Origin of the sequence: Rhizobium sp. S163 (assembly GCF_030380805.1) — a bacterium.
Lineage (GTDB): Bacteria > Pseudomonadota > Alphaproteobacteria > Rhizobiales > Rhizobiaceae > Rhizobium.
In genome coordinates, this window is the sequence record NZ_JAUDSA010000014.1 from 117801 (window position 1) to 142554 (window position 24754).

The following is a 24754-nucleotide window of genomic DNA, read 5'->3' on the forward strand; positions in this document are numbered from 1 at the left end:
CTAGAGCTCCCATGATCGTTCCACAGAGGCCGACCTTTTGCGCTTTGCAAGGCTATGACCGGCCGTTCCCGAAGACGAACCCCCTTCAAATTCAGATCGCCACGCTGACAATTTGTCCTCCAGCGGACATCGAGAGTTTGATCGGGAACGTCCTCATGATTCAAACATTCCTCATGTCAGGTGAGATCAACAACGCGCCAAGCGGACGCGATGGCCGACGGTCAACATGGCGATTGTTCGAGTGTCTGCGACGAGAAACGAAATACCCCGAAACGTCGAAGTGTCGCCCTGGTCGTGTTGATCGGTCGTGGGCGGAACCTACCCGCCAAGTTTGAGTTTCAGGAAAATGGATACCGTTCTAACCGAAATTGACACGATCGCAGCTGAGACTAAGCTCTCGTCCGGCCTGGTTTATGTACCAGGACTGGAGACTGGCATAACCCGCAGACAGGGCAAAAGAGGGTTCCTCTACTACCGGCCCGACGGTCGCAGGATTACTGATAGTGCCGAGGTCAAGCGGCTCGACGCGCTTGCTATCCCTCCAGCTTATTCGAACGTGATCATTTCGACCAATCCATTCTCTCACCTACAGGCGATTGGAACGGACGCCCGAGGACGTCGCCAGTATCGCTACCATCCGGACTGGCACGCCGAGCGCGGCAAGGCGAAATTTGAACGACTTGCCGATTTCGCCAGCCGGTTGCCTGATCTGCGCGAGAGGGTCGATTCGGATCTGCGCTCGCGTGGCTTAAACATGGATAAGGCGTTAGCGACAGTCGTTTGGATGCTCGACAATCTTTATATCAGGATCGGCAATGCCGCTTACGCTGAGACAAACAACTCGTTCGGCCTGACGACACTCAGGCGCCGCCACGTCAAAGTCGAAGGCGGAAGCGTAAAATTCCGGTTCAAAGGAAAGTCGGGCAAAGAATGGAACTTGGCTCACAGCGACCGCAGGATCGCGAATGTTGTGCGAAAGCTGCAGGAACTCCCGGGCCAACAGCTATTTCAATATATCTGCGACGATGGGGGATGCCGGCAAATTTCCTCGAACGACGTAAACGCGTATATAAAGGAAGTCACCGGCGAGGATTTCAGCTCCCGGCAATTTAGAACCTGGGGCGCGACATGTATGGCTGTGGAAGCGCTGGCGTCAGTAGAGGTGGCCACCACGAACCGGGCCCTTGCTCGCCAGCTCAACGAAGCAATCGATCTCGTTGCCTCAAAGCTCGTCAACACGCGCTCTGTCTGCCGTTCTTCATACATACATCCCGCGGTCTTTGAAGACTTCGAAGCCGGGCAGTTGAAAGATATTCTAAAACTGAAATCAAAGAGCAAGCGGTTGCTGACATGGCTTGACGATGAAGAAATACGGGTTCTGCGTTGGCTTAATAAGCGAGGATTATCAGAGCCCTCCAGCTAGGTTTCTAGATAAAGCATGTCGGAAGCAACCCATCTTGTAGACCTTCGCATCGTTCGACTACTGCAAAGGGTGGGCGCCGGATCCCAGGAGAAGGGAGCATCACCCGGCGGTGAACCATCCGCACCACGCTTTCGAGCAGGATCTTGGCCGAAGCTCGAACTCCTTCGGCAACAGCTCGTTGCCGTCGATCCAAGAAATGGTTCCGACACCGGACTTGGCCTTTCGTCGGTCGAGGACATCGTAAACCGGGATTCGAGCACCCGGCATGATGCCGGATGAGTTGGCTGGAACCTCACGGGACCCCTGCTAGGTCCAGGAAACCTCCTTCTGCTGATTTTCGCGTGCCAGCAGGACTCTTGCTCTGATGTGCTGACCAAATCTGGATTGCGAACGGTGCAGCCTCACCTTACGTGTGCCACTGATGAAAAACTGCCTTTCAACATGAGAGGTCCCAAAGTAGGGACAGGCAACCCGAGAAATGGCTAGCGAGGAGGGCCGATGTTAGGCGACCCTCCTCTGTGGCCGAACGTCCGAACAGGCTAACGGACGTGGGGTTCGGCGACCTATCAATCTCTGCGACGGCGAAAGGTTGCGCCGAGCCATGTACCAACTTCGGCGTAGTGCAAGATAAAGGCGGAACTGCTTCCGCAACGCGGCGTTCGCCTGTCGTGGCCAACGACGTGGCCGCCGGGAGGATGGGAACTGGCCCTTCTGACGTTCAGATCGCCTTGGCCCGATCCAGCGGGGGAAAAAGCCAATGGCGAAAGGCGGTCTGACTCCGATGGAACTAAGTGATGACCAAGAGCTTTCATACGCGCGACCGGTCCTATTGATCGCGTTGCCGACGCGAAGGAGATTGCGGATGCGCTTAGTAGGTACAAATGTGGCAAGAACGACCGAGGGCACGATCACGGTCGAGTTTCACGGGGAGGGCAATGAGCTTGTTACTGTCCGCATGTCAGCCGATAGTGTTCACGATGATGAGAACGCAGTTATCTTCGCGGAGAGGATGATGAATGACCTGATTGCCGCTCATGGGACATCCTTATCCGCAGGGAGCGGCGAAGGAGCAAGCATCGGTGAGACACTTGCTGCCGAGGGGCCGGCGAAGCTAAGCTGACAGAAGCGACAACCTCGGTCCTCTCTTCGTGCAGACTGGGCGTCACTCATTTTGGTGGAACGCACGATTTCGACTTTGAGAGTCCAGGTTGCAGTTTTAGATAGAACCGCAGCCACAGGGTTTCCAACAACAGCTTCGGAAGTTGCCGCCGAGCTAGGCCGAAATGGCTTCGGCTTGTTGACACTACACCGACAAAAAGATGATGATGCCACGTTTTCAAGCGTGGCGTGAAATGGATCGACTATAGCATTATAATATCACGCCATTGCGCCCGTTGAGACTTGCGAGCGCGCGATCTGTTGGCGTTTAACTGGTCCGCTGGGGTAGCACTTCCAGCGAACCAGTCCGTCAGTCCAAAGCATCATGCCTTGTCGACGACCTTCTTGACAGCGTCCTTGGCCTCGCCCTTTGCCTGCTGGGCGTCACCCTTGGCTTCCTGTGCCATACCCTTCGCTTGCATCTCACGGTCATTGGTCGCTTCGCCGACACCTTGGCGAGCCTTGCCAGCGAGTTCATTGGCCTTACCGGAAATCTTGTCAGCTGTGCTGCCCATATGAAAACTCCTTTGCGAGGCCTGATTGCCTCTCGAAGGTGAACCTCTGTCCGAGCAGTTCGTTCCGCGCCAACGTTGAGAAGCGGACGTCGCCCCGATTTTCGATGGAACCGATGTTGCATTCTGGGCATTCCGATTCGTAATCGATTGCGGGAAGAAGCTATGGCCGACAACCTCTCCAAATATCGTGCAAAACGGGATTTCAAGAAGACCGCTGAGCCTAGCGGAGAGGCACAGGTGAAATCCTCGAACCGCCGACGCTTTATCATCCAGAAGCACGATGCCACTCGCCTCCACTACGACCTCAGGCTGGAATTGGACGGGGTCTTTAAATCTTGGGCGGTCACCAAAGGACCATCGCTCGATCCGCAAGACAAACGTCTGGCGGTAGAGGTCGAGGATCACCCGCTCGACTACGGTGATTTCGAAGGCACGATCCCCAAGGGTCAGTATGGTGGGGGCACGGTTATGCTCTGGGATCGCGGCTACTGGGAGCCAGAGGGAGACAAGACGCCGGAGCAGGCGCTCGCCAAAGGCGATTTCAAATTCAGCCTTGAAGGCGAACGGCTGCATGGTAGCTTTGTCCTTGTGCGTATGCGTGGAAGGGAAGGTGAGAAGCGAACCAACTGGCTTCTGATCAAACACCAGGATGATTTCTCCGTCGACAAAGACGGCGCGGCGGTGCTCGACGAGAATAAGACGTCTGTTGCCTCCGGACGGACCATGGATGCCATCGCATCCGGTAAAGGCCGAAAGCCAAAGCCGTTCATGACATCAGGTGTTGCCGTCGAGGCAGATGCGGTCTGGGATAGCAGCGAAGGCCTTGCCGCCGACGAACGAAAGGCAGGCAGCAAGGAAAAGCCGAAATCTGCGACCAAGGCGGCTTCGTCTGCGATGCCACTCTTTATTGAGCCGCAGCTCTGCGAAACATTGGAGCGACCGCCGTCGGCCAAAGGCTGGCTTCACGAGATCAAGTTCGACGGCTATCGCATCCAGATGCGCATCCAAGGTGGTGAGGTCACTCTCAAGACCCGCAAGGGCCTCGATTGGACCAGAAAGTATCCTGCTATCGCAGGTTCTGGCGAAGGTCTGCCGGACGCGATAATCGACGGCGAGATATGTGCTCTCGACGAGAACGGTGCACCGGATTTTGCGGCATTGCAGGCATCGTTGTCAGAGGGGAAGACCGACGATCTCGTCTTCTTCGCCTTCGATCTCATGTTTGCTGGAGGGCAAGACCTTCGCGGTTTGGCGCTGACAGAGCGAAAAGAGCGGTTGGCTGCTCTTCTGTCGGAGGCAGGAGAGGACCCGCGTATACGCTTCGTCGAACATTTTGAGACCGGCGGTGACGCGGTTTTGAAATCGGCCTGCAAGTTGTCGCTTGAAGGCATAGTCTCGAAGAAGGCCGACGCTACTTACGTGTCGGGACGAACGAAGACATGGGCGAAATCAAAATGCCGAGCAGGGCACGAAGTGGTGGTTGGTGCATATGCCACCGCCAACGGCAAATTTCGTTCCCTGCTGGTCGGTGTCAACCGCGGCGACCACTTCGTCTATGTCGGCCGCGTCGGAACCGGCTACAGGGCGAGCGTTGTCGACAAATTATTGCCGAAACTGAGAAACCTCGAGACAGAAAAGTCTCCGTTCACCGGCATCGGCGCTCCGAAGAAGACGCCAGATATCATTTGGCTCAAGCCCGAACTGGTTGCCGAAATCGAGTTTGCGGGATGGACAGGGGACGGCCAGGTCCGACAAGCCGCGTTCAAAGGTTTGCGCGAAGACAAGCCTGCTGATGAGGTTGAGGCAGAGCAGCCCGCGAGCCCCGACGAAACCGATGTTCCGGATCCTGAGACGGAAGCACCGAAACCGCCCAAGTCGTCGAAATTCCGGAAGGGAACGAAAGTCGATGTCATGGGCGTCCTGATATCCAGCCCTGATAAACCACTGTGGCCCGATGCTCTGGACAAGAATCCGGTCACCAAGGTTGATTTGGCACACTACTACGAGGCCGTGGGTTCATGGCTGATCGATCACATAAAGGGACGGCCCTGTTCGATCATTCGCACGCCAGACGGTATCGCGGGCGAACAGTTCTTTCAGCGGCATGCGATGCAGGGAACGTCGAACCTGATCGAGCAGGTTGAAGTGTCGGGCGATAAACAGCCCTACCTGCAGATTGACCGCGTCGAAGGATTGGCGGCCATCGCCCAGATCGGGGGTACAGAGCTGCATCCCTGGAATTGCGAACCCAATCTTCCCGAGGTGCCGGGTCGATTGGTGTTCGATCTCGACCCCGGCCCTGACGTCGACTTCGAGACTGTCATAGAAGGAGCCCGCGAGATACGAGATCGACTGGAGGAGCTCGGCCTCGTAAGCTTCTGCAAGACAACCGGCGGCAAGGGTCTCCATGTCGTGACGCCATTGTCGGTGCCGAAAGGCAAGAAGCTTACGTGGGACGAAGGGAAGGCCTTCGCGCATGACGTTTGTCAGGAAATGGCCAGAGACAACCCGGACCGCTATTTGATCAAAATGACGAAGAGCCTGCGAAATGGGCGCATTTTCCTGGATTACCTTCGAAATGACCGTACCTCGACTGCGGTCGCACCGCTTTCTCCAAGAGCCCGACCCGGAGCAACAGTGTCGATGCCGCTCAACTGGACGCAGGTCAAGGTAGGACTTGATCCGAAGCGGTTCACGATCAGAACGGTGCCAGGTATCCTCAAGAATAGCACTGCGTGGCAGGACTATTGCGACGGCCAGCGGTCGCTGGAGCAGGCGATCAAGCGATTAAACAAGGGCAAAGGCAGGCCGTCTGATTGATTGAGTGGTCGCGACAATGACGATTTGGACATTATGTTAGCGAAATCTTAAGCGCCCATATTGAGGATAGTCTCATCGAAAGTTGTCGCCTTCGGCTCTCCTAAGCCACGGACAATCATGGTTCGTGTATCGGCACTTGTGGCAACCCATTCTCTTCCTCTCGTGCGCATCTCCGTCAGGCAAACGCCAATGTCCCACTCCCTCGACGATCTTTCGAAGCTGTCTCAGAGAGAACGGCGGCGCCTGATATTCTTGAAATCAGCGACGAAATACCGTGATCTCGGCATCCCTATAGACGGCGATGCACGGTTCATGGAATTGATTGAGCAATGGATCGATGGTCGAATCGAAATGAAAGACGTCGCCTCGAGAGCCCGCGAGCCGGTCGCTGGGAAATTTGCTTCAGAGCCATTCCCTGGCACAGAGCACGAAACGCAGATTTCAACATATGGCGAGGTCAACCCTTCGCCGCAAAGCGACGTCGAAAGAGATCTTGGCGTGAGAGCGGATCCGGAAGCAACGCAAAACGATCTGCTGCGGGCGATTGACGAGTTGGCAGAGCAATCCTTCTCTCTAAGCCAAGAACCAGAAAACGATGACGAACCAAGGAACCTTTAACTGAGCTCCTCGTTCTCTCACTGAACGGGCCTGTTGAACTCGGGGACCCGATTCACTCTGCTACCCCCTCAACAGCAGAGAAGTGAAAAGCCCACGCCTCCACGTCGTGGGTTTTTCTTCGTGCAGCGCACCGCTCGACTTCATGCCTGGCGCGCGGTCCGCAAAACACCCGTCCTTCCTATGGTCTCTCCAATTCGCAACCAAGGTGGAACCTTTGTACGGTAGCGCACTAATCCTTGCCAAACAGCAGGAGGCCGACAAGTTACGTTTATGTCTGAAAGCAATCATGAAGATGTCCGCCGCCGGAATTCGCTCACATCCCAAGAACGTCGTGACCGGTTCGCAGCAACACACGAAATCGCTATGGCCACGATAGCGTCAGAAGCCGATGCTCGAAAAAAGAAGACAGACCGACTTCGATCCGCGCGCGAAGCAGCCGAAAAGAGCGACGCCCCTTAGCGTTGAGCGGACTTGCGCGACTTCATTTCTTTCTGAACCGACTTCTTTAACGCATCCATTATGTTAACGACGTTGCTCTGCGTTTCATCATGGGCCTTTTTCGATCCAGATGCCCCTTTGCTCGAGGGCTTGTGAGCCTTCTTCTTTGACGCGATAAGCTTCAGTAAGCTATTCTGGATAGGATCTGACGCCATGGCTGGCGACCATTTTTGTGTTCGCTTCTCGATGACCTTTTCGAGTGCGGCGAGGCCTTTGGTGTCCGAAGCCTTATTTATGCCAGTGAAATATTCTCCTTCCGGCCGGACTTCGTCACCAAATCTGAGAGACCACACGACAATACCGTTGTCGCGAGGTTCGAGGATCACGGCACGTTCGCGACGCCCGAGGACTACGCGAGCGACGCCGACGACGCCCTTAGCCTTCATGGCCTCTCGAATGACAGCAAAAGCTTCGTCTCCTATTTTCTCATTCGAGGTCAGATAGAACGGTGTGTCGAGATAAATCCACTCGATCTTCTCCCGCGGCACAAATTTCTCGATGTCGATGGTGCGGACGCTCTCCAGTTCGACGGATTCCAGTTCTTCATCGGAAAGTATGACGTAATCACCTTCGCCGCGCTCGTATCCCTTGACCTCGTCCTTATCTTTGACCGGTTTGCCCGTGACACTGTCAGTGTACCGCGAAACAACCCGATTGCCGGTCTTTTCGTTGAGCGTATGAAACCGCACTTTCTCGCTTTCTGAGGTCGCCGGGACCATCGCCACGGGACAGGTGACGAGAGAGAGCTTCAAATAGCCTTTCCAGTACGGACGCCGTGGAGCCATGGTCAGCTTGCCTTTTTCTGAGTGTTCTTGGACGACGCCTTGGGATCCGCCTTCAGTTTCCTTTTCCCAGCGTTTGCGTTTGCGGCCTTTGGCTTCTTAGATGAAGGCTTGCTCATCCCAGCGCTTTCTCGCAGTGCCTTCAGAAGATCATTGGGCTTCGACACTTTCACCGGCTTTGGTTTTGGAAGCGCTTTCCCTTCAGCTTTTGCCTTCACCAAGGCGGCGAGGGCGGTCTCATACCTGTCGTCAGTCTCGGCGGGGTCGAAGTTCCCGATCTTGGTATCGATGATGTGCTTTGCCAGGTCCAGCATCTCGCCCTCGACCTTGACCTTCGCAACGCCCTTGAACGCTTCCTCGGAGGACCGCACCTCGTAGTCGAAATTGAGTGTGGTTGCGATCAGGCCTTTTCCGTGTGGCCTGATCAGAACGGTTCGCACGCGCCGGAACAGAACGGTTCTGGCGATTGCTGTCACGTTCGTGCTTGTCAGTGCGTCGCGGATGCAGGTGAAAGCGTCGTTGTCTTCATCATCAACGGGCACCAGGTAGTACGGTTTGTCGAAATAGACATCATCGACCTCGCCGCACATGATGAAAGCTTCTGCCTCCAGCATCTTGTCTGAATCTGGGATGACGGCTGCGACCTCCTCAGGATCGATCATGATGTAGTCGCCGCTTCCCGTCTCGAAACCCTTCACCTGTTGTTCCCGCTCAACAACCTCTTCGGTTTCGCTATCGATGAATTCCCGTTTTAACCGGTTTCCGGTCTTCTGGTTCAGCATATGGAAGCTGATACGGTCGGCAGTCGAAGCGGCGGTGTAAAGACTGACGGCACAACTTAGTTGGCCAATCTTCAGATGCCCCTTCCATTGAGCGCGGTGAGCGGTCATTCCTCATCCTCCATGAATTCGAAACAGGTAACCAAATTGCATTAAATATTGTTCCCGCAGCGGACGCGCGTACATCTGCAAGACACCTGCTTGCAAAGTGGTGGCTTCCTCTGCTTGCCGGGGAAACAAAGATCAAGCTATTCCGGCAGCGGTACGAGCCAGTGTGTCTGCAGGCTGTGCTTTGAGCCGTTTTGGATTAGCTGGGACCGCCTCAAGGCAATCGACGTTTTTTTTCGCAACCAGTTGTATCTGGCTCGATAACGCGTTGATCCGCGATATAACGCAAGGTTATAAAAGCAGCGCTTCGGTCCTTCACTTGATCAAATAGCGTGGAAATCCGAGGGCATTATGATCGCCGGTAAGCAATTTCACCACGCGCCCGGGCTACGACATGTCGCTCTCGAACCCCGCATTGCCAGGCAGACTGACCTTGTCAGTGCCTTATGGTGGGTAGGAACTCCTGGGAGATATTAGATAGCGAAGGCTGGCAGCGACTAGAGATCCCACGGAGGCCCAGACCGAGCGCCGTTTGTCCAGGTCCGTATTTCGACCCGAAGTCAGGGGCCTCATGGCCCCAGAGCGGCACCCTCATTGCATCCGTTTGAACATCCTCCTGCGCCGCTGCGTTCCTACCGGTGGGTCATCAACAAAGGGGCCGGTTGGTCATGCAAGGCGATGGTGAGAGCGAAGATATCCTGGTAACGCGGCTGTGGCGTGTACCATTCTTCATCCCGGTCATGTTGGCTATCCTGCTAGCGATGGTCGCCGAAGCAATGGCTGGCAGCTACATGGCACTGCTTGCTGTTCAAAAGATTGGGATGTCGCCTCTGGAGCTCAGCGCGTTCCTGACGGTGCCTGCTGTGACAGGTATCGCTATTACGACAATCTTTGGTCACCTCCAGGATCGAAGGCCTGTTATCTGGCCATTGCTCCTCTCGCTATTTTCAAAAGTCGCGGGCCTCGCTGCCTGTGCTTACATCACACAAACTTGGCTGCTGATTGTCGGCGCGGGCATCTTATTCGGTCTCAGCGCCGCTTCCTTCGCGCTACTGTTCGCGGTGGCGAAGGCCCATCTCGATCAGCTCGGTGGGCCGATTGTTTCGCGTGGGATGGCGGTACTACGGCTCATCGCGTCACTCAGCTGGACTATTGGCCCAGCGCTTGGCGCGGCTTTGATTTGGGGAAGGGGATATGAAGGCGTGTACGTAGGAGCGGCGTTACTAGCGGCTTCAGCTCTCGCCATTGTAGTGTTTTCGCGGCTAAGGGGCACGCCCTTTGATGAGCAGGATAGATCACACTTCTCGACAAAGGTAATGCTTTCTGCCGCCCTACCGCTGGCGGCACTCTCGGCGTTCCACACGGCGATGTTCATGGGATCGAACGCCATGTCAATCGTGGTAGCGCAAGACATCGGCACTCAGAGCGACGTGGGGATATTGTTTAGCCTATGTGCTGGTCTGGAAGTCGTGGTGATGGGAGCCTTCGTTGCATGGCCCGATTTGTCGAGAAAACGGTGGCTTCTCTTTATGGGCTTCCTACTGTTCGGCGGCTATTTTCTGATGGCAGTGATTTATCCCACAATGTTGTCCCTCTACATCGGCCAGTTCCCGCGGGCTGCGGGGATCGGGATTATCAGCATCGTTGGAATGGAGATGGTGCAGGGTATGTTGCATGGCCGGCCAGGGACAGCATCAGCACTGTTTGGTAATACGATTAGCGTCGGCTTCCTACTTTCGGGGCTCGGAACAGGTACTTGGGCGGATGCCTTTGGCTACTGGTCTTTGTTCACGCTTTGCGCGGCCCTTTGTGCGTTCGGGGCGCTGGTTCTCGCGGTCGATGTTTTCCAAGCTCGCCGGCGACGTCTGAGTTAGGCAAACAGAGCCGACCGGAACCGACAGTCGTTCTTTTCATTCCTCACAGTAAAAGTTAACCCGGTGGCCTTGGAGGGTTCCCATGATCGACCTCGCCTGTGGAATTTTCATGAGAGACGGCGTTCTACTATTGGTACGGCGGGCACCCAACAAAGATTGGTATCCAGGATGCTGGGATGTCGTGGGCGGTCACGTTGAGAAAGGCGAAAGCGTCGAAGACGCGCTAGTCCGAGAATGTGTGGAGGAGGTCGGCCTGACCCCAAGCCGCTACACCTCGCTCGCCCAGTTGGGGGAACCGGAAGAGACTGGACATAAAAAGGCCCGCTATCATCTATTTCTGATAACGGGATGGGAAGGAGGGGAGGCACGACTATTGGGCGACGAACATACCGACATGCGCTGGATCGCACCCAACGAAGCAGCCGCTCTTCCTGATCTTTCCCACCCGCAGTATGCTAGTGTTTTTCGAGCATTGATAGCGAGGTAAGGGCGACTGCGGTGAGTGAAGGTCACCGTTCGGTCTGTCGAGTGACCGCGCTTCCGGCCTTAGGAGTACCCTCATCGTCGTCGTCTGGAGATCTCGCAAGACTGTGCCTAAGTGCTGCTTCGGTCAGCTTGCCATTCTGATAGGCAGCAATGACTTCGGCATGCTGCTCCCGAGCGTTTGCAATGGCAATCGGATCAACGATTCCAAGCTCCGCGAACAGCGCTTGGATTGGACTGACGGACTGACTATTGTCTTGAGACATTTAACACTCCTGATTGGCGCGGGCAGGGTCTCATCAGCTGGCCAGCTGAGGAAGCATTGCCTGCGAGATCAACCTCTGACCGAGCAGTTCGTTCCTCTCGTGGCGTGACCCGGGAACCCGGCCGCGGGACAAGCGTTCGAGAAGGATAGCCAGGGGGAGAATGCAGCATGAGGCGTCGGACGTCGAGACTTGGGTTTCCAGTCAAAGTGATGGTTCGCGACGATCTGAAGAGCAACGATGCTCGACGCGCTGCAAGTATGCCTCATCTCAAAGTGTCGCTCGAATACGTAGATCAAATTCTCGACCATTTGGCCAAGCACAACATTTCAATGTACCGCATGTCATCGGACTTGGCACCTTATGCTACGCATCCTGGAATGCCGCATTTCCATGGCATGGTGAAAGAGAGCAAAGCCGAACTGGCCACGCTGGGCGAAAAAGCGCGTCGCCTTGACATCCGACTATCCTTCCACCCTTCCCAGTATGTGGTTTTGAACAGTCCTGATCCGGAACTCGTCTCCAAGAGTGTACGGGACCTCTTAAGTCAGGCTGAAATGCTCGATCTCATGGGACTGGGGCCCGAGGCTGTTTTGGTCATCCATGTCGGCGGCGCGTACGGCGACATTCCAGCGAGCAGTCAGCGATGGGTCGACACATGGCACACCCTTCCCGAGCCATTGCGTCGCCGTCTTGTCTTGGAGCACGACGACCTTCGGTTCTCGGCGGCGGATGTATTGTGGATCCATGAGAAGACAGGTGTCCGCATCATCTTCGACCATCAGCATTTTTGGTGTCTAAATCCGGAGAAAGCGGATTTGGTCGAGACGTTCGCGAAGGTCATGGCAACGTGGCCGTCGGGCGAGCAACCTAAAATTCATTTCTCATCGCCTCGGACAGAGATGCGCGAGAAGGTATGGATCGACAAAGCGACGAGGAAGAAGGTGGTGAAACCAGTGGCTCCTGTTTTCACCAGACATGCAGATTTTTGCAATCCCTTCGAGTTCGCGACCTTCATGCGTCAGGTTGCGGACTTCGATTTCGACGTCATGCTAGAGGCAAAAGCAAAAGACCTCGCGCTCGTCCGTCTTCGCCCTGACCTGCTTCGATACGCGCCCGACGTCGCGGAACGTTTTGGCATCTACCCGGAGGAGATGTCCCAGCTATCCGATGAAGCAATGTCAGCAATGGATGAAGACGATACCCGGACAGAGGGCGCTTGAAAGTCTAGGTGCGACCGTGCGAGCAACATCGCTTGTCGATCGCCGCGAGCACGACGATTTCTTCTGACCTCGATAAGGGCGCATCAGATAAACGGCAGAACTGCTCACCCTAACAGAATGCGCGTTTGATCAGACGTTAGGCGGTGTCATTTAAAGACGAGGTCGCATCGATCTCGCTCACAACGTCGTAGGCTCCCAATGGAACTTCGATTGGTGAGGAAGGTTGTCTTCGTGCGATCCACCAGGAGCCAATCATGCAGCTGCAACAACCAACCGTACGATTGGCGCTTTTGTTGCAAGGTCTCAATCGTTCTTCATTTGAGGAGCTGCCTTGGCAGGTAGGGCGGAAAACTGTCAACGCCGCTGCTGCCGCAGGGCTGGTGGAAGTTGAGCCTGAACCGGAACAGCCCCTAAGGCCTCGTTGCAGGCTTACCGAACTTGGCGTCCTGTACAAAGCAGAAAATCGATACGTTTTCGAGTAGACCGGTGACAATCACACCAAATGCGAAAGAGGCACTTGGGAGCTCACGATGGACCGTTGGCGATCCCGGAGCGCAGCCTAAAACTGGTGGCCGCAGACGCTAGTTCCGTCTGAAGTAAGAACGATTCAATGGACCGAAAAACAGGCAATGACGATAAGAGCGATCTAAATAGACGATTCCAAACTGTGGGTGACCCCAATATGGTTGATACCGGGTGCAAGTCTATAGGTCATGGCGAATTCATGACTCGCGCCGATAGCAGTGGAACGGATACGACCCTGGCGGTGTCCACAAATGTCGGACACACCATCGACGCCCGACCGCGTAGGACGAGCTACGAGTTCCGGGCAGGCGCACTCAAGTGTAGCTTGGTACACTAACGTACGCGCCGACCCGTAGGCGGAACGCGCGGCCTCTACGGGCATTCCTTTAATGGGACCACGAGCGTGTCAACTGGACGCGACAGGGATGGTGAACATGGCGGTTTTTCCAGTTTCTCGCCATGGCCAACGCAGTGGCAGTCGAGCGCCCGACCTGTCCGCAGTGGTCCCATCCTGCGGGAACCAAGCCCCTCAGTGGACGTTGCCCCCATGCGATCTAAACAAAGGAGACAATACTATGATTTCTGCAGAACAGGTTCGCGAGCATATGGAAGTGATTGGCGCCGATGGTGCACACGTGGGCACAGTAGACCACATGGATGGCACATCGCGCATCAAGCTGACGAAGTCGGACTCTGACGATGGTCAGCATCACCTCATTCCACTCGACTGGGTCGACCATGTTGATCAGCACGTCCACCTGACCAAGAGCGCTGACGACGTCCGCAGTCAGTGGTCCTCGGCCAACTAATTGTTTCAGGAGCCGCTTCCAAGCGGCTCCCTATCTGTTCTCTCCCTGCCGCCCTTCCATAAGAGACTAACCCGCCACCATGCCAAAAATCGCCATCATCGGATCTGGACCCACCGGGATTTATTCGCTCGCCGGATTGATTTCCAGCGCCACGCCGCTGTCTATTACGATCTTTGAGGAAACACCTGATGCGGGGAAGGGTACGCCCTACCATCCGGCGATCAATGACCGCGCTATGCTGGCAAATATCGCCAGCATCGAAATCCCTCGCATTGAGCAGACGCTCGTCGAGTGGCTGTCGTCGCGCAGTTACAGCGAGCTTCAAGAGCTAGGCATCGAAAGGTCAGCAATCGGCGAACGTGAGTTCTACCCTCGGATTGTTCTTGGCGAGTTCCTGGCAGCACAATTCTGGATACTGGTGAACCAGGGGCTCTCTCGCGGCCACTCCATAGATGTGAAAGCCAGCCACCGTATTCTCGATATCAAGCTTGGCAAAGATAACATAACGCTCAAGTTCAAAAGGCACGGTGGCGACGATGCTGCAATGTCCTTCGACCACGTTGTCATGGCCACAGGTCACGATTGGCCCGAAAACACCGAGACGTCACCTGGTTATTTTGTGTCGCCATGGCCTGCTGCCGCGATCAAAAGGATTGGCGCTGTAGAGGTTGGTGTCTTGGGCACGTCGCTTAGTGGTATCGACGCAGTCGTCTCCGTCGCCACCGCCCATGGCATGTTCCTTCGGGACGACAATGGAACGTTGCGATATGAGCCAGACGCCTCGAGCACCGGCTTCTCTATCACTATGATGTCTCGTAAGGGTTTGTTGCCCGAAGCGGACTTCTATTGTCCAATCCCATACGAGCCTCTCAGGTTTTGCACTCAAGAAGCCATACGGCTGCTGATTGAGCAAAAGCGGGATCGGCTTCTCGATGAGGTCTTCGAGTTGTTCCGGCGAGAGCTTGCCGCAGCCGATCCTGAATACGCTGCCCGCATTGGACTTGCGTTGGCGTCTGTGGAGGACATTGCCGACCGCTACTTTCGAGCGCGACAACACGCCGATCCCTTCGTCTGGGCCGCTGAGAACCTCGCGGAAGCCAAGGAAAACAAAGCCGAGCGGCAAACCATCCAGTGGCGTTACGCCATCCTCAGAATGCACGAAGTCATTGCGCTTGCCATCCCTCGTTTGAATGACCGAGATCTGAAGCGCTTCCACAAGGATTTCAAGACAGTTTTCGTCGACGACTACGCGACGGTTCCCCACGAATCCGTCGAACGGCTCCTTGCCCTGCATCAGGCAGGGAAGTTGTCCGTCAAGGCGCTAGGCGACGATTACGACATTAGCCGAGGTGGTGAACAGCCAGGAGCGGTCGTGATTGTTGACGGAGATGAGTGCAAGTATGACGCCTTCATCGACGCTACTGGACAGCATGCGCTCTCCGCTTCCGATCTACCGTTCCCGAGCCTTCGTCAGACCGGCGCAATCGAAGAAGCAAAGACCCGGAAGGCCGAGGCCAGCGCGACCGACGAGACTCGGCGAACAGGTGGCGTTGAGATCAACGATGATTTCCGACCCCGCGTTGAACCTGGGCTGTCAAATAATCTTTACTGTGTCTCAGTCCCGTTCCTGCTGCATAAGATGCCGTTCATACAAGGCATCACAAGTGCTCATGAGATGGGATGCAAGGTGGCAGCCACTATCATCGATGCGGTAGCGAACTCGGATCTTCTCGTGCACTACGGGTAACGCTCACTCGAGTGAGATCGTGTCTCCAACGGATATTGCGCCCTCAGATCCAACGTTAGCGTATACACCGAAACACCGCTGGCGGCTCCGGACGACAGTGCGCAGGACTTCGGGATCTTCGGGCACGTCAGTCTGCGCGATCATGGTCATTCCGCAGCGTTTGGTTTTCTCCGTGATCGTGCCACGGTAGGTACCGATGGCGATTTGACAACCAATCCAATCGTCCTCGTTGGCACTGGTATCTATCACAATATTCGGGCGAAATCTGCGGATGTCCAAGACAGCATGCGGCATGATCCCAGACAAGTCAGAAAGTGACCTGGTCGAGAGCAAATGGAGTGGGCTTGCGGCATATCGAGGGCACAAAGTGACTTTACCCTGGTCTGTCGGGAGAGTGCTTCCAACTTGACGGATCGCACAGCGGAATCCAAAATGGTCCAACAGCGCAATATCCAAATTGGGGTCATCCACCCGGAAGTTCCAATCACCTGAGGAGACCAAGACGTCCCCATCGACGATACGAGCATCAAGCTCCAGCGCCGGACGCCAGCGAGCGATCTTTTCCGGAGCAGCAACCTCCCCCGTAAAGAGGTCGACGAGAAGATGACTGCGATCTCCTCGAACGCCATCAATTGTGACAGCTACTGCGTCGACCCGTTCCCCGCGCAGAGAACTGACTGGATAACGCCATAGCGCTTGAACTGTTGCCTTAGCCTCTATCGGGTGGCTCCCCAGAACCAGGCTACCGCAGCGACGATAGCGACGGTAGCAAGCGGGCGTTCCTTGACTAAGTCTTCAACGCTTTGGAGGACTGACTTTGCTTCAGCCTTCCCAACCGCCACTGCACCGCTAGCAACTTCGGAGGCTTGGTCCGACAAGCGCACAGCGTCTCGGCGAAGAGAACGGACACCTCCGCGATGCTCAATACCGCCGAGCTCACCGGTCGACCTCAAAGCTTCGTCCACCAGCGGAGCATCATCACGATCATTCGCGGCATTTCCATCAATGGTGCTGGCGACTGACGATTGGGTCGCCGACACCGGATCGGATGCAGGGAAGGTATCTTCGAGGCCTTGTTCGAGAGCATCGCGGTCGGCAGAACGCCGGCGAGCCTCGTCTGCATTGTATGACTGGACTGCGGGGGATTTATTCGGATCTGCCATGGTTGCCTCCTGTTCCGATGGAGAACCTTCAATTGCGATTTAGGTTCCTCTGTAACTTCCCACAGAAAGCAAAAAGCTGTGCTGGTGTGTCCGAATGCTACGGCCTGTTACGACGCCTTTGCGATCACTTCGCATAGCATCTTTCACAGTATGATGTCGGCGGCGACGGCCTGGAACGATGGCCTCCGGCGCTTGGCCGCCATTAGAAGATCAAGCTCGACGGAGGAAGGTCCAAAACGTTTGAACAGGTCATCAGCATCCCGCCTATCTAGGCCATACTTCGCGCGAAATTCCTCAAGGGAGTACGGCCTGCCACGCAGGGGTCGTGCGCGCTCTGAAAGTTTGTCATTCATTCGCATCCTCCTTCAGTTGGCGGGAGAATGCCCTCGCAGGTAATTTGTTCCCTTAACGGAACCGACAGCCGGAAGCCTTGCAGGAAACAGTTCAAGATCCGCGCCATTGTGACGTCGTCGCCGCTGAAAAGGGGCCCGGCAACAAACAGCTGCACAGCTGAAATCGCTTTCGCTACCCTTTACCCTGTGCGTGCAGCCGACTTCGCCAACTGCGTTCCTCTCTTGTTCGTAGCCTCGTCTCCCTGCCATTAAGCCCGCAAGGGGCGCACCCTGCGCTTCAATCCGAGATTTCCTGCCTAGGCGATTAGGTGTCGTGTCTGGCGATCTCTTGGCGCTCGACAGCCTAGAAGACGAGTTCAGTTTGCCGTCGAGGGCAGGGGTACAGTTGAAATCGTTCACCGTTTCCTCGCCCGCGAAACTATGACGTGGATTTTTTCGCACTGATGATGCGAGCGAGCTAGCCAACGATTTCGAGCAAAAGTTCGCTAACTTTTCCAACCCACTCCCTATAACGGCGTCTGGCATCCGATTTCACGGTTTCCAGCGTCTTACCAGTCCGTCGGACGTCCCTAGAACCGGGTCAGTATCAGGAATGGGCAACCTCGATATCTTGTTTAGAATATCTGGTGTCGGAGCCGTTCTTTGGATGTCCGCTTGCTGCCCATGCGGATACGCGCCGATTACCTCGAAATCCGGCGAAGATTTGAGGTTTTGGTGACCTGTTCCTGCCGGTAATAGCAAGCAGTCACCGCGTGAGACCTGCAGTGCTCGCCCCCCGGGGCCCCCGATCAACAGGGTTGCATTTCCCTGGCCAATGCCAAGGATTTCGTGCGCTCCTGAATGGTAGTGCTGATAGCTGAAGACCCCATTTCGCCAAACTCCGGTCCAGCCATTGTCAGTGAAGATAGCTTCAAACGAACTGGCGGCCGCTGCTCCTCCTGCGCGCTTATAGACCAAGACCGGGAGCCGAAGATTATTCGGCACCCAGTCACTTGATGGGAACATGATCTCTTCAATATCCATCTGAACGGTCTCAGCGTGTAAAGTCGGGTCCTGGCTCATCGCTCTCGTCGTTGAGCGACGGCAGAAAGGTTTCAACGTCGCGTCTTTCCCGATCAGATAGTGACGCTATTTTTTCCTTCCAAAACCGCGCTGCCTCTGGCGGATCGCCATCCCAGTCTCTTGACGAGCCAAGATTATCGTCAATCACCGCAATCCGTCGGCCCCCTAGACGTCGATATTCGTTGGCAAGTTCTTTCGAGGCGTTGTCCATGATGCTTCCTCCTACTAACTCCAGAGCATAACTTTTGCCGCTTAACGCAGTTCCGGAGAAAATGTGAGATCCAATGGCCGTGAGTGCGCCCCAAGGATTCCGGGACAGGGGTGAGATACCCGTCCTCCCGGAGTTTTCGTTTGGCTTGAAGAGGCGATGCACCGGGCCGTGAGGCGCTAACGCCAGTCAGAACGTGTGGTCATCCTCGACACCACCGTCGGGCCACAGCCGGCGCACGTCCGCGCGAAGCGCCGCTATGGCATCAAAAGCGTTATCGCTGTGCATCTGCAGAACCCGAGCCGCTTGGCGGACTTCGTCCTTCTGAAGCAGATGATTGACGATCTTAACAGCGTAGTGTTCGACGCTTTCACCATAGGCACGTTGCGCTTTCGAAACCGCGCTTAACGGGATCTCGCCGTGAGCCATGACAAGTCGACCCAAATCAATTGCATCGCGATAAGCAACCGAACGATCAAGACAACGATCCGCATTTGCCAGAAGTTTCTCAGCGAACATGTCCGAAGCCGAAAGAATAGGAACCCTGAGATCGTCATCGAGATGGCCACCCACTGGAATGCGTTCCTCGCGAACGATCTCGAATTTTACTGGCTGATCCCTGTAGAGGAGAAACATTCTGATTCCGTAGCGGTCGAACTTAGGTTCTCGTGCAGCCTTGATGTCGGCTCCGAACAGGCCAGCCGCGCCCGACCGCTGCGCAGCGACTCTGAGTTCGCGGTATCCGTCCGTGTTCGCGCATAGGAAATCGACATCAAGCGACTGACGGTATTCGCCGTGCTTCAGAACGATCGCCGTACCGCCACCAAAGTAACAGCCACAGCTTTCCAGAAACCGACCGTCCATGGAGCGGAGGATCTCGGCGATGTTTTCATGTTGGGGTTTTATGAATGTCATTTGTAGCCCTTTTAGACGACAATCGCGTCCAATCAGGCAAAAAGCTACATCAATTTGAAGCCGTGTCCGAATTCTTCGCCGAGTTCATCGATCAACATTGCTTCACGCGTAGTCAGTTTGTCGCGATCGACAAAGTGCCAGTTGCGCTCGTACAGTGCAAAGACCTCAGCCGCGTCGATCGGGCGACGAGGATCCCTATTCCAAGCGAGCCTATTAAGCTCGGGAAATTCCGCAGGGGTGATCTGATTTCCAAAATGCATTGCCATAGCGACAGTCTTCTACCACATTCCGATGCCATTTAAAAGCGGCCGGAAATGAATGGGGCCCGGTATAGATAGGACGCGAGGCGCCGGATTTTAAGGCAGGCAAGCGCTGCAGACGGCTGGAGACCAAATGGAAGATTTCCAACCATAGAGACCCCCGCCCATGGCGTATGTGGGATCGACGATCAACCCCAGTCATATTTGTCGAAATGACCTTCGAGATGGATCGCAGCTTCGCTGTAAAAGCTCAAGTTCGTCGGGAGGTGCATTGAGCCGCACAACCATGACCGCAATAATGCTTGCAACCGCCAACCTGGTTTCGCTTGACGTGGCTTTAGCGACCTCGGATCCTTCATCGATCAAGATCGGGGGGAGGTCAGCAGATCGTCTCGGCCGACGTCGTCAAGGGGTGAAGGGCGACGCTGGAGTTCAGCGGGACGCTGGTTAGCGGACCAAAGTTGGCGATCATGCTAGAAGAGCTCAGGCGAGAATTTGGTTGAACGAATCCAATCAATCGTTCGCCTGTAGCTTGCTTCGTTGGACGCGACCGCGCCAAATCGGGTAATTTCTAGACCTAGTGGCGGCCTAACCACCAAAATTGAGTTAGTTCCATAAGCTATATTATCCGATATTTGTGTCTTACGATATATCTTAGGATATCTTCAGGATCTGGGCCTCACCCTGCGAAGCCGAACAACCGGGCTTGGTAACCGTGTCTCAGTGACTACGCGGCGTGCAGCTGGAGAATGTGTGCGGAATGCGCGCGAACGAAGTTTTTCTCGAAGTCTGCTGCGTCATAGACCGAGAAACTTCCAGCCTGATCGCGGACAATGAAATCATCCGGTCGAGCTCTTAGAGCCTTCGGACCATTGAAAATTGTGACGCCCGTCTCGGCGACTACCATTTGCCCACGCTCGTAGCAGTCACAGGCCCACTCTGGCAAAAGCTCCCAGTCCGCCTCGGATGTGGCGATGACTTCTTAAGCGCTGACGACGTCAATACGGGTGGGTATTGTTAGATATTCAGGCATTGGGTCGAACATAGTCCCTTCGAAATGCAGCGGTTTCCTGCCGCACTTGCAGATCGTCAGACTGCAGAATCGTTGGTGCAACGCTAATGCCTTTTTTGACCATGGTCGGCAACCGAAACTTCCAATGTTCACAGGGCTGGACAAGCCGACCGCTAAGCCCCATCCCGCTGCCTCAACCTCCGCCGCCATTGCGAAAACAATGAGCCGGAGCATCGATCCATGGCTGGATAACTCGCCCGCTCCGCCACGCCGGCCAACCGTATTCGGGCATGAACGTTCTCCTGCTATGTCAGAGTAGATGTCGCATGGATTTGCTTCGTCGATGTGGATGACGTTCAAGCAAGCGTTGGAACTCGGCGCCGCTGTTCGAAAGGGCGAGATCGGATCGACGGTCGTATTCACCAAATCCGAAGCGGACGGAGACGGCGGTGAGGTCGATCGAGAGATCCCGTTCCTCAAAGCCTATTCCGTGTTCAACGTCGAGCAGATCGAAGGACTGCCCGAGCACTAAACCGAGGCGCCGTGAACGCCTGGTTGGCCGTGGCCGGGATCGACAAGGGTGGCGTCTTCAGGGCGATCGGCAGATGGGGCACGCTGTCGCGGCGGGCGCTGGATTCCCAGTCGATCAACGCGATCGTGAAGCGGCGAACCGCGATTGCAGGTCTTGCCCCTAGGGAGTTTTCTGCGCATGGGCTGCGGTCGGGCTATCTGACGTAAGCCGCTAATCGCGGCATTCCGTTGGCGGAGGCGGTGAATCAATCCCGCTGTCGATCAGTGCGACAGGCCTCCAGCCACTATAATCGCGCAACGCGATGCAACGAACGCGACGCGCAAATGTTATGGCCCGGCTTTGGTGCCGTTTCACGATCTTAAGGTATTAGCCTGACGTCGCTTATCTAGATGCTGAGATGATTGCCGCCTTTTTGCTTCAATAATTAAACTTGCAATTCTGGAATTCAACTCCATAATTGCAAGGATGATTAGCAGGCGAAAAACATTAGAACTCATCGAACTCATCGATTCCAATCCGGCCGTCGCTTTGCTGGGACCTCGACAGGTCGGAAAAACAACGCTCGCATTGGAGATCGGGGAACAGCGACCATCGATCTATCTAGATCTGGAATCGGACGCCGATCGAGCCAAACTCTCTGAGCCGGAACTCTACCTTTCCGGTCACGAAGATAAGCTGGTCATTCTCGACGAAGTCCACCGGCTTCCGGATCTCTTCCAAAATCTTCGCGGACTAATCGACAAGGGGCGACGAAAGGGACTGCGCAGCGGCCGCTTCCTTTTGCTTGGCTCAGCCTCAATCGATCTCCTGAAACAGTCCGGTGAGAGCCTAGCTGGACGGATCGCATATTTGGAGCTCGCTCCAATTGACGGCCTTGAGGTCAATAAAACCGAGCTCAACACGTTGTGGAACAGGGGCGGGTTTCCTGACAGTCTTCTGGCCAGAACAGATGCCGTTAGCCAGCGGTGGCGGCTTGATTTCATTCGAACTTACCTAGAGCGAGACATTCCGCTTCTTGGACCAAGGATCCCAGCCGAAACGCTACGCCGGTTCTGGACAATGCTGGCACACCATCAATCCGGCCTTCTCAATGCGGCAGACTTCGCTCGCGCGCTCGGCGTGGACGGGAAGACTGTCGCCTCCTATCTCGATCTCATGGTGGATCTGCTTCTGGTGCGCCGCCTCGAGCCATGGCACAACAATGCCGGCAAGCGCCTGGTAAAGTCGCCGCGTGTGTATGTTCGCGACTCCGGACTGCTCCACGCTCTACTTGGTTTGACAACGCTTGAGGATATTCTCGGTCATCCGGTCGCCGGCGCCAGCTGGGAAGGTTTTGTGATCGAAACACTTCATGCCGCAATGCCAAACGGCACCCAAACAAATTTCTACCGCACCGCGGCTGGCGCGGAGGTCGATCTCATTGTCACCCTGCCCGGCGGACGCCGTTGGGCGATCGAGATCAAGCGAAGTCTCACACCGAAAGTGGAGCGCGGATTCCATAACGCCTGCCTGGATTTGAACCCTGTTCGCCGCATCGTCGTTTATCCAGGATCCGAGGCCTATCCTCTCGGCAGCGAAGTAGAAGTACTGCCACTGCCGCAGCTTGGCGAGGAATTAAGCGAGGCTTCGAGGATGCCGGAGCCTCGCCTATAGCTGTACCTTCCGTGATCCGAACGGCAAAATGCTTGGTCGTGCACGCGAAGAAGGAGGGTGATCCCCTACCCTAAAGCGCAGGCATGGTGCACTTGGGTTAGCTTCTCCACGGAATCCACGAGACCTTCTATGAGCCGCAGGTCAATGGATCGGATCGAGCTAATAAACGCCCCCCCTGAATTGCCACATTGGTTCAGCTATTGATTTGTTCTTGAAGCTTTTGGATTTTGGCAAGTATCTCATCGAAAGAAAGCGGCTTTTCATCAAACATCATTGGTGCCATGGCGCGATAGTCGCCGCGCAGATCTTTGATCCGGAGTTCACTTGGCAACAATCTCAGCGTGCCGGGCTTCGCCGTGTCGTAGCTTGCCCAACTGGATCGAAAGAATGTGGCTTTGTGCTTTGCCACTATTGCCAGAAGATTGAAATCAGTTGCTGCGGTTTTACCTTCCTCGGTGTCGAGAAGCATCGCCACGTCGTAATAGTGGCGTGAGAAATACTGCGGCGTGTTCGACTCCGCAGGACGGTGCGCCTCTGCGTGCAAAGCGGTTATCTTCTCCCAAAAGGTTCGCTGCGCAGAGAGCACAATTACCTTGCATTCCGGCTCTTTGAAAAAGCCTGGGAAATCGGCAGCAGCATAAGGACGAATGATTTTACACTCGGTCGGCCACGGATCACCGCGCGCACCGAGCTCGAGCTTCACCCGCGGTGTGATGTAAGCCATCCCGTCATATTCTGCGGGGGGGAGTGCAGTCGGATAATGGAAGTTCACCGTCTGCGCATCGCTAGCGTCTATTTCCAGCGACCACTTACCTTCCGCCGGCTCACCTAACTGCTCGACGATGGCAGACCGAAGCGCAGGAAGCAGCTTTTCCGCAATATGCCGCTCCACATCTACCAAGGCCACGATGAGTTTGCCCGATCGCTTTTTACTGACACCTTCCTTCTCAGGATCCCTGTCACCGAAATAGCCGAGCTCCGCTCGATCGAAGGAAAGATCGATATCCTCTGAAAACCGGTGGATTGCATTGAAAGCTTTGGAGAGCGATGTGCCACCCTTGAAAACAAGGGTAGCTGCATTTTGCTCATGGAGACCAAAAAGCCGCTTCAAAGTCCAACAGACCCAAAAGTCTTTCTCGATGATCGTATTGGCGACCACCGATCGGAAGAAGAGCTACGTTATCCATCGATTTCACCCGGCGCTGCATTGGCAATTGATACGAGCGTAGGCCTCATCCAAGCTGGCGCTTGTACCGCCGAGGAAGCGAGTGTCTTTTTGTCATTGGCTGACAGTCGGCGCGCCGCGATTTGCACAACATCACCGGCACGCATCGCCCCAACATGACGAAGCGCTTGCACAACCGTTCCAGCCGCGCTGCCAGGAGCGATCAAATGCTTAGGAGACGCGTGACGGAGGTCGACTACGCGCTTGCCCAAAACAACACGTCGGGAAGGCCCATCGGTGAGATATGTGTTCTTCGCAGGAACCTGCGTTGTAAGACCAAGGTCGTTTGCCGCGCGCGCACCAGCAATCTGTAATTGGGAACCTGTCTCGCGCGCCAGCGCTTGCGCGATATCATCTGGGGCAGGCGAAAGCAGCCCGAGTTGAGGATGAACCTTCGGGAAATCGTACAGGCCTCGCGCGAGGCGCCTGAGCTTCCCGCCCTTGACCAGCCGCGACAACGCCTGATCGACAGCCGCGCGCCCAGCGATATCCAGGAAATCACTAGGCGTGAAAACGCCGCCGCGCCCGCCAGCACGGGCGCGCTTCATAATTCGATCCGGCACAGAACCCACGACGCTTTTCATGCGTCAGAAAATAGTGCATCTTTTTCTGACATTCAAGGTCCATATTTAGCCGTCGGCCGAGAAGTAAAGCGAGGATAGTAATGATCGCTCCCAGAGCACAGGCAGACGAAAAGATGAGTGCCGGTGCACAGGTTGAGTCGGTCGATGCCGGGTTGGCAAACT

24 protein-coding genes and 2 pseudogenes are annotated in these 24754 nt (G+C 55.5%); 13 read left to right on the top strand and 13 right to left on the bottom strand.

Annotation, left to right across the window (positions count from 1 at the left end):
- Positions 1-346 precede the first annotated feature (346 nt).
- Positions 347-1423, top strand: coding sequence for a DNA topoisomerase IB (locus QTL96_RS13405; protein ID WP_289728014.1), 1077 nt, complete (start codon positions 347-349; stop codon positions 1421-1423).
- A gap of 862 nt (positions 1424-2285) precedes the next feature.
- Complete coding sequence (locus QTL96_RS13410) at positions 2286-2543, top strand: hypothetical protein (RefSeq protein ID WP_289728015.1); 258 nt, start codon at positions 2286-2288, stop codon at positions 2541-2543.
- A gap of 361 nt (positions 2544-2904) precedes the next feature.
- Here the strand turns inward: QTL96_RS13410 and QTL96_RS13415 are convergent, their stop codons facing one another.
- Positions 2905-3096 (bottom strand): CsbD family protein, encoded by a 192-nt coding sequence (locus QTL96_RS13415; protein WP_112943054.1) that lies wholly within the window; start codon positions 3094-3096, stop codon positions 2905-2907.
- Positions 3097-3258: 162 nt separating this feature from the next.
- Here QTL96_RS13415 and ligD point away from each other — a divergent pair, with 162 nt between their 5' ends.
- Positions 3259-5916 carry a DNA ligase D gene (ligD, locus tag QTL96_RS13420; protein WP_289728016.1) on the top strand — a complete coding sequence of 886 codons (2658 nt, stop codon included), beginning with the start codon at positions 3259-3261 and terminating at the stop codon, positions 5914-5916.
- A gap of 189 nt (positions 5917-6105) precedes the next feature.
- Entirely contained in the window at positions 6106-6534 is a 429-nt protein-coding gene (locus QTL96_RS13425; RefSeq protein ID WP_289728017.1) for a hypothetical protein, read from the top strand.
- A 455-nt stretch (positions 6535-6989) separates the two neighbouring features.
- Here QTL96_RS13425 and QTL96_RS13430 read toward each other — a convergent pair whose 3' ends face one another.
- Positions 6990-7817, bottom strand: coding sequence for a Ku protein (locus QTL96_RS13430; RefSeq protein WP_289728018.1), 828 nt, complete (start codon positions 7815-7817; stop codon positions 6990-6992).
- 2 nt (positions 7818-7819) lie between these two features.
- On the bottom strand, positions 7820-8704 hold the full coding sequence (locus QTL96_RS13435) for a Ku protein (protein WP_289728019.1): 885 nt from the start codon (positions 8702-8704) through the stop codon (positions 7820-7822).
- Between the two features lie 665 nt (positions 8705-9369).
- Here QTL96_RS13435 and QTL96_RS13440 point away from each other — a divergent pair.
- The gene (locus QTL96_RS13440) at positions 9370-10575 is read left to right on the top strand and encodes an MFS transporter (protein WP_289728020.1); all 1206 of its coding nucleotides are present in this window, start codon (positions 9370-9372) and stop codon (positions 10573-10575) included.
- Positions 10576-10657: 82 nt separating this feature from the next.
- Positions 10658-11062, top strand: a complete 405-nt coding sequence (locus tag QTL96_RS13445) for an NUDIX domain-containing protein (RefSeq protein WP_289728021.1) — start codon at positions 10658-10660, stop codon at positions 11060-11062.
- A gap of 22 nt (positions 11063-11084) precedes the next feature.
- Here the strand turns inward: QTL96_RS13445 and QTL96_RS13450 are convergent, their stop codons facing one another.
- Positions 11085-11324, bottom strand: a complete 240-nt coding sequence (locus QTL96_RS13450; protein WP_289728022.1) for a hypothetical protein — start codon at positions 11322-11324, stop codon at positions 11085-11087.
- A gap of 167 nt (positions 11325-11491) precedes the next feature.
- Here QTL96_RS13450 and uvsE point away from each other — a divergent pair, with 167 nt between their 5' ends.
- The 4 genes from uvsE (at position 11492) to QTL96_RS13470 (ending at position 15625) form a co-directional block, all read left to right on the top strand.
- Entirely contained in the window at positions 11492-12544 is a 1053-nt protein-coding gene (gene uvsE, locus QTL96_RS13455; protein WP_289728023.1) for a UV DNA damage repair endonuclease UvsE, read from the top strand.
- Between the two features lie 254 nt (positions 12545-12798).
- Positions 12799-13026, top strand: a complete 228-nt coding sequence (locus tag QTL96_RS13460) for a hypothetical protein (protein ID WP_289728024.1) — start codon at positions 12799-12801, stop codon at positions 13024-13026.
- A gap of 618 nt (positions 13027-13644) precedes the next feature.
- Positions 13645-13878 carry a DUF2171 domain-containing protein gene (locus QTL96_RS13465; protein ID WP_112974321.1) on the top strand — a complete coding sequence of 78 codons (234 nt, stop codon included), beginning with the start codon at positions 13645-13647 and terminating at the stop codon, positions 13876-13878.
- A gap of 79 nt (positions 13879-13957) precedes the next feature.
- Entirely contained in the window at positions 13958-15625 is a 1668-nt protein-coding gene (locus QTL96_RS13470) for an FAD/NAD(P)-binding protein (RefSeq protein ID WP_289728025.1), read from the top strand.
- A 3-nt stretch (positions 15626-15628) separates the two neighbouring features.
- Here the strand turns inward: QTL96_RS13470 and QTL96_RS31270 are convergent, their stop codons facing one another.
- From QTL96_RS31270 to QTL96_RS13500, 7 genes are all read right to left on the bottom strand, one after another.
- A complete protein-coding gene (locus tag QTL96_RS31270) occupies positions 15629-16366 on the bottom strand; it encodes an MOSC domain-containing protein (protein ID WP_354669137.1) in 738 nt (245 codons plus the stop codon).
- Positions 16342-16788 carry a hypothetical protein gene (locus QTL96_RS13475; RefSeq protein ID WP_289728026.1) on the bottom strand — a complete coding sequence of 149 codons (447 nt, stop codon included), beginning with the start codon at positions 16786-16788 and terminating at the stop codon, positions 16342-16344. Before QTL96_RS13475 ends, QTL96_RS31270 begins: the two co-directional genes overlap by 25 nt.
- Positions 16789-16931: 143 nt before the next feature.
- The gene (locus QTL96_RS13480) at positions 16932-17141 is read right to left on the bottom strand and encodes a hypothetical protein (protein ID WP_112943043.1); all 210 of its coding nucleotides are present in this window, start codon (positions 17139-17141) and stop codon (positions 16932-16934) included.
- 531 nt (positions 17142-17672) lie between these two features.
- Positions 17673-18164, bottom strand: a complete 492-nt coding sequence (locus QTL96_RS13485; RefSeq protein ID WP_289728027.1) for a cupin — start codon at positions 18162-18164, stop codon at positions 17673-17675.
- A 10-nt stretch (positions 18165-18174) separates the two neighbouring features.
- The gene (locus QTL96_RS13490; RefSeq protein ID WP_112819514.1) at positions 18175-18414 is read right to left on the bottom strand and encodes a hypothetical protein; all 240 of its coding nucleotides are present in this window, start codon (positions 18412-18414) and stop codon (positions 18175-18177) included.
- 186 nt (positions 18415-18600) lie between these two features.
- Complete coding sequence (locus QTL96_RS13495; RefSeq protein WP_289728028.1) at positions 18601-19326, bottom strand: nucleotidyl transferase AbiEii/AbiGii toxin family protein; 726 nt, start codon at positions 19324-19326, stop codon at positions 18601-18603.
- Positions 19327-19370: 44 nt separating this feature from the next.
- On the bottom strand, positions 19371-19592 hold the full coding sequence (locus tag QTL96_RS13500) for a hypothetical protein (RefSeq protein ID WP_112974580.1): 222 nt from the start codon (positions 19590-19592) through the stop codon (positions 19371-19373).
- A gap of 1242 nt (positions 19593-20834) precedes the next feature.
- Here QTL96_RS13500 and QTL96_RS13505 point away from each other — a divergent pair.
- From QTL96_RS13505 to QTL96_RS13515, 3 genes and pseudogenes are all read left to right on the top strand, one after another.
- Positions 20835-21127: pseudogene (locus tag QTL96_RS13505) on the top strand (ArdC-like ssDNA-binding domain-containing protein); the annotation flags it as partial.
- A gap of 11 nt (positions 21128-21138) precedes the next feature.
- Positions 21139-21492: pseudogene (locus QTL96_RS13510) on the top strand (integrase); the annotation flags it as partial.
- Between the two features lie 103 nt (positions 21493-21595).
- On the top strand, positions 21596-22783 hold the full coding sequence (locus QTL96_RS13515; protein ID WP_289728029.1) for an ATP-binding protein: 1188 nt from the start codon (positions 21596-21598) through the stop codon (positions 22781-22783).
- 193 nt (positions 22784-22976) lie between these two features.
- Here the strand turns inward: QTL96_RS13515 and QTL96_RS13520 are convergent, their stop codons facing one another.
- Both QTL96_RS13520 and QTL96_RS13525 read right to left on the bottom strand, forming a co-directional pair.
- Positions 22977-23942 carry a nucleotidyl transferase AbiEii/AbiGii toxin family protein gene (locus QTL96_RS13520; protein ID WP_289728030.1) on the bottom strand — a complete coding sequence of 322 codons (966 nt, stop codon included), beginning with the start codon at positions 23940-23942 and terminating at the stop codon, positions 22977-22979.
- Between the two features lie 20 nt (positions 23943-23962).
- Positions 23963-24556: a DUF6088 family protein gene (locus QTL96_RS13525; RefSeq protein WP_113198902.1), complete on the bottom strand. Its 594-nt coding sequence runs from the start codon at positions 24554-24556 to the stop codon at positions 23963-23965.
- Positions 24557-24754 lie beyond the last annotated feature (198 nt).

Bases quoted from the DNA above. Each gene is read 5' to 3' on its own strand.
- QTL96_RS13445 (WP_289728021.1), top strand. From the start codon at position 10,658: ATGATCGACCTCGCCTGTGGAATTTTCATGAGAGACGGCGTTCTACTA.
- QTL96_RS13405 (WP_289728014.1), top strand. From the start codon at position 347: ATGGATACCGTTCTAACCGAAATTGACACGATCGCAGCTGAGACTAAG.
- QTL96_RS13460 (WP_289728024.1), top strand. From the start codon at position 12,799: ATGCAGCTGCAACAACCAACCGTACGATTGGCGCTTTTGTTGCAAGGT.
- uvsE (WP_289728023.1), top strand. From the start codon at position 11,492: ATGAGGCGTCGGACGTCGAGACTTGGGTTTCCAGTCAAAGTGATGGTT.
- QTL96_RS13490 (WP_112819514.1), bottom strand. From the start codon at position 18,414: ATGGACAACGCCTCGAAAGAACTTGCCAACGAATATCGACGTCTAGGG.
- QTL96_RS13495 (WP_289728028.1), bottom strand. From the start codon at position 19,326: ATGACATTCATAAAACCCCAACATGAAAACATCGCCGAGATCCTCCGC.
- QTL96_RS13500 (WP_112974580.1), bottom strand. From the start codon at position 19,592: ATGGCAATGCATTTTGGAAATCAGATCACCCCTGCGGAATTTCCCGAG.
- QTL96_RS13440 (WP_289728020.1), top strand. From the start codon at position 9,370: ATGCAAGGCGATGGTGAGAGCGAAGATATCCTGGTAACGCGGCTGTGG.
- QTL96_RS13475 (WP_289728026.1), bottom strand. From the start codon at position 16,788: ATGGCAGATCCGAATAAATCCCCCGCAGTCCAGTCATACAATGCAGAC.
- QTL96_RS13435 (WP_289728019.1), bottom strand. From the start codon at position 8,704: ATGACCGCTCACCGCGCTCAATGGAAGGGGCATCTGAAGATTGGCCAA.
- QTL96_RS13415 (WP_112943054.1), bottom strand. From the start codon at position 3,096: ATGGGCAGCACAGCTGACAAGATTTCCGGTAAGGCCAATGAACTCGCT.
- ligD (WP_289728016.1), top strand. From the start codon at position 3,259: ATGGCCGACAACCTCTCCAAATATCGTGCAAAACGGGATTTCAAGAAG.
- QTL96_RS13485 (WP_289728027.1), bottom strand. From the start codon at position 18,164: ATGGATATTGAAGAGATCATGTTCCCATCAAGTGACTGGGTGCCGAAT.
- QTL96_RS13450 (WP_289728022.1), bottom strand. From the start codon at position 11,324: ATGTCTCAAGACAATAGTCAGTCCGTCAGTCCAATCCAAGCGCTGTTC.
- QTL96_RS13430 (WP_289728018.1), bottom strand. From the start codon at position 7,817: ATGGCTCCACGGCGTCCGTACTGGAAAGGCTATTTGAAGCTCTCTCTC.
- QTL96_RS13525 (WP_113198902.1), bottom strand. From the start codon at position 24,556: ATGAAGCGCGCCCGTGCTGGCGGGCGCGGCGGCGTTTTCACGCCTAGT.
- QTL96_RS13515 (WP_289728029.1), top strand. From the start codon at position 21,596: ATGATTAGCAGGCGAAAAACATTAGAACTCATCGAACTCATCGATTCC.
- QTL96_RS13480 (WP_112943043.1), bottom strand. From the start codon at position 17,141: ATGAATGACAAACTTTCAGAGCGCGCACGACCCCTGCGTGGCAGGCCG.
- QTL96_RS13465 (WP_112974321.1), top strand. From the start codon at position 13,645: ATGATTTCTGCAGAACAGGTTCGCGAGCATATGGAAGTGATTGGCGCC.
- QTL96_RS13425 (WP_289728017.1), top strand. From the start codon at position 6,106: ATGTCCCACTCCCTCGACGATCTTTCGAAGCTGTCTCAGAGAGAACGG.
- QTL96_RS13470 (WP_289728025.1), top strand. From the start codon at position 13,958: ATGCCAAAAATCGCCATCATCGGATCTGGACCCACCGGGATTTATTCG.
- QTL96_RS13410 (WP_289728015.1), top strand. From the start codon at position 2,286: ATGCGCTTAGTAGGTACAAATGTGGCAAGAACGACCGAGGGCACGATC.